The sequence below is a fragment of the Micromonospora sp. D75 genome, from assembly GCF_018070405.1.
Taxonomy (GTDB): Bacteria; Actinomycetota; Actinomycetes; order Mycobacteriales; family Micromonosporaceae; genus Micromonospora; species Micromonospora chalcea.
On the sequence record NZ_JAGPXV010000586.1, the window covers coordinates 1 to 3756 of the forward strand.

Consider the following 3756-nt stretch of genomic DNA (forward strand, 5'->3'; position numbering starts at 1 on the left):
AGGCCGACAACACGCTCGCCCACCTCGGCGCGGGGCAGGGCCCGGAACTCGACCCGGAGGTGGTCCGCGCGACTCTGCTGCTGCGGGCCGCGTCGCTGGCCCGGGGCGCGTCGGGGGTCTCCCCGCACGTCATCGACGCGCTCGCGGCGATGCTCGCGACCACGTTCGTCCCCGCGGTGCCCCGGCTGGGTTCGGTCGGCGCCAGCGGTGACCTGATCCCGCTGGGCGCCGCCGCCCAGGCGTTACGGGGCCGTGGGCACGCCTACCTGGACGGGGTACGGCTACCGGCGGCCGAGGCGCTGCAGCGGGCCGGCCTGGAACCGCTGCCGCTGGACGGGCGGGACGCGCTCGCCCTGGTCAACGGCACGTCGCTGACCACCGCGGCGACGGCGCTGGCGCTGGACGCGGCCCGCTGCGCGCACCGGGCGGTCCAGGTGCTCACCTGCCTGCTCGCCGATCTGCTGGGCAGCGACACGCAGTTCCTCGACGCCCGGCTGCTGGCCGCGTACGGCCATCCGGGCGCGGTCGACGTGGGCGCGCGGATGCGGCGGGTCGGCGCCGGGATCGTCGCGTCCGGGGCGCGCCCGTTGCAGGAGCCGTACAGCATCAGGTGCGCGCCGCAACTGCTCGGCGCGGCCGAGGACGCGCTGCGCTACGTCGACGCCGTTGTCGGGGCCGACCTCGCGAGCGTGACCGACAACCCGCTGTTCTTTCCCGACGAGGACCTCGTCGTGCACGGCGGCAACTTCTTCGGGCAGCCGGCCGCGTTCGCCGCCGACGTGCTGTCGATGGTCGTGGCGCAGGTCGGCAACCTCGCCGAACGGCAACTGGATCTGCTCGTCGACCCGAACCGCAACGGCGGCCTGCCGCCGATGCTGGCCGCCGGCCCGGGACAGCAGCACGGGCTCCAGGGCGTGCAACTGGCGGCGACCGCCCTGATCACCGAGATCCGCCGGGACACCATGCCCGCGAGCATGCAGAGCGTGCCGACCAACCTGCACAACCAGGACGTCGTCCCGCTCGGCACCCAGGCCGCGCTGCGGGCGCTGGACCAGACCCGGCTGCTGCACCTGATCGTCGGATCGCTCGCGGTGGGACTGCGCCAGGCGGCGTACGTCGGCGCGCGTGCGCCGACCGCGCCCGGCTGTGCCGAGGCGCTGGCCGCGGTGGCCGCTGTCGTACCGCCGATCGACCCGGACCGGCCGCTGGACGCCGACGTGCGGCGCGCCGCCGACGTGATCGCCGATTTCTCCGTTTCCTTCTCCTGAGGTGGACGCACATGACGCTTGACTACCTGATCGTCGGAGCCGGACCGGCCGGCCTGCAGCTCGCGGCCCTGCTGGAGGCCGACGGCAAGCGCGACTATCTGGTCCTGGAACAGGCGGGGATACCGGGGGCGTTCTTCGCCACCTTCCCCCGCCACCGGCAACTGATCTCCATCAACAAGCCGCACACCGGCTCCGACGATCCGGAGCTGAACCTGCGGCTGGACTGGAACTCGCTGCTCAGCGACGACCCGGCGCTGCGGTTCACCGGCTACACCGAGCGGTACTTCCCCGACGCCGACGTGATGGTCCGCTACCTGGCCGACTTCGCCGCGAAGACGGGGGCGCGTGTCCGGTACGGCTGCCGCGTGACGTCGGTCGGCAAGGTCGACGGGGTGTTCGAGGTCCGGGCGGGGGAGGAGGTGTTCCGGGCGCGACGGCTCGTCGTCGCCACCGGCGTCTCGCAGCCGTACCGGCCGGAGATCCCGGGCCTGGAACTCGCCGAGCAGTACGCGGAGATGTCCGTCGACCCGCGCGACTACCTGGACCAGAAGGTGCTGATCATCGGCAAGGGGAACTCCGCGTTCGAGACCGCGGACAACCTGATGGAGACCACCACGCTGATCCACGTGGCCGGGCCGAGTTCGATCCGGATGGCCTGGCGCACGCACTACGTGGGACACCTGCGCGCGGTGAACAACAACTTCCTGGACACCTACCAGCTGAAGTCGGCGAACGCGATCCTCGACGGCGACGTCAAGCGCATCGAGCGCGACGGCGACGGCTTCACTGTGACCTTCTCGTTCTCCCGCGCCGACGAGGTGGTCAAGGAGCTGCGGTACGACCGGGTGCTCGCCTGTACCGGGTTCGCCTTCGACGCGTCCATCTTCGACGACACCTGCCGTCCGCAACTCGCCATCCGGGACCGCTTTCCGGCGCAGACCCCGGAGTGGGAGTCGGTGAACGTGCCCGGCCTCTACTTCGCCGGCACGATCAGCCAGGAGCGGGACTTCAAACGCTCGACGAGCGGCTTCATCCACGGTTTCCGGTACGCCGTCCGGGCGCTGCACCGGATCCTGGAGCGGCGGTACGGGGACACGCCGTGGCCGGCGGAGAAGCTGGACGCCACCGGGGAGCTGATCGCCGACGCCGTCGTCGCGCGGGTCAACCGCACCTCCGCGCTGTGGCAGCAGTTCGGTTTCCTCGCCGACGTGGTCACCGTCGCCGGGTCCGACGCGCGCTACCACGAGGAGGTGCCCGTCGAGTACTTCACCGGCACCGGCCTGCGTACCCCCGACCACGACTACGAGCACGCCTTCGTGGTCACCCTGGAGTACGGTCCCGAGCACGACCAGGTGGACCCGTTCGACGTCACCGTCAACCGGGTCGCCCAGGACGTCGCCGGCCAGGCCCACGACGCCGCCTACCTGCATCCGGTCGTCCGCCATCACCGGGCGGGCCGGGTCGTCGCCACCCACCACCTGGCGGAGAACCTGGAGAACCGGTGGGACCGGCCGGAGACCCATGTCGCGCCGCTCGTCGCGTTCGTCGACAGCTGCCTGAGCAGTGCCGAGAGCTGAGATGCGCCCGCTCGACGCGGCGCTGGACGGTCCGGCGCTGAACCTGGCCGAGCTGGCCGCCGACGCGCGGGGCCGCCTGGACCCGGTGCACTGGGACTTCTTCTCCGGCGGAGCCGGCGAGGAACGTACGGTGCGCGCCAACGAGGCGGCCTTCGCCCGGCGCTACCTGGTGCCCCGCGTCCTGCGCGGCGCCGCCCGGCGCGACCTGCGGGTCTCCCTGTTCGGCAGCCGGATCTCGATGCCGGTGCTGATCGCGCCGACCGCGTTCCACCGGCTGGCCCACCCCGAGGGCGAGGTGGCCACCGCCCGCGCCGCCACCGAGGCGGGCACGATCATGGTGGTCAGCATGGCGGCCACCCGCCCGGTCGAGGAGATCGCCGCAGCCGGCGGGCCGCTCTGGTTCCAGCTGTACCCGCAGCCGGACCTCGACTTCACCGCAACGGTGGTACGGCGGGCGGAGGCGGCCGGGTGCAGCGCTCTGGTCGTCACCGTCGACTCGCCCGTGTTCGGCCGGCGCGAACGCGACCTGCGGCACGGCTTCGTCGACCTGCCGGCCGGGCTGAGCTGCGAGAACATGCGCGACGCGACCGGCCGGGTGCGGGACATCGAGATGGACGCCGGGCTGGACTGGGCCCGGATCGCCCGGCTGCGCGAGATCACCGCGCTGCCGATCCTGCTGAAGGGGGTGCTGCATCCGGCGGACGCGGCGCTGGCCGTCTCGTACGGTCTCGACGGTCTGCTGGTCTCCAACCACGGGGGCCGGCAGCTCGACGGCGCGCTGGCCACCCTGGACGCGCTGCCCGCGGTGGTCGAGGCCGTCGGCGGGCGGCTGCCGGTGCTGCTCGACGGCGGTGTCCGCCGGGGCGCCGACGTCCTGGTGGCGCTGGCGCTCGGCGCGAGCGCGGTGCTGG

At 72.9% G+C, this 3756-nt stretch carries 3 protein-coding genes; all 3 read left to right on the forward strand.

Annotated elements, in window-relative coordinates; translation table 11 throughout:
* Positions 1–1268 (forward strand): aromatic amino acid ammonia-lyase (locus KBX39_RS25910; protein ID WP_210872953.1); only part of this gene is annotated, 1268 nt, incomplete at its 5' end.
* 11 nt (positions 1269–1279) lie between these two features.
* The gene (locus tag KBX39_RS25915; RefSeq protein ID WP_104112251.1) at positions 1280–2845 is read left to right on the forward strand and encodes an NAD(P)-binding domain-containing protein; all 1566 of its coding nucleotides are present in this window, start codon (positions 1280–1282) and stop codon (positions 2843–2845) included.
* 1 nt (position 2846) lies between these two features.
* Positions 2847–3756 (forward strand): alpha-hydroxy acid oxidase (locus KBX39_RS25920; protein ID WP_247660593.1); only part of this gene is annotated, 910 nt, incomplete at its 3' end.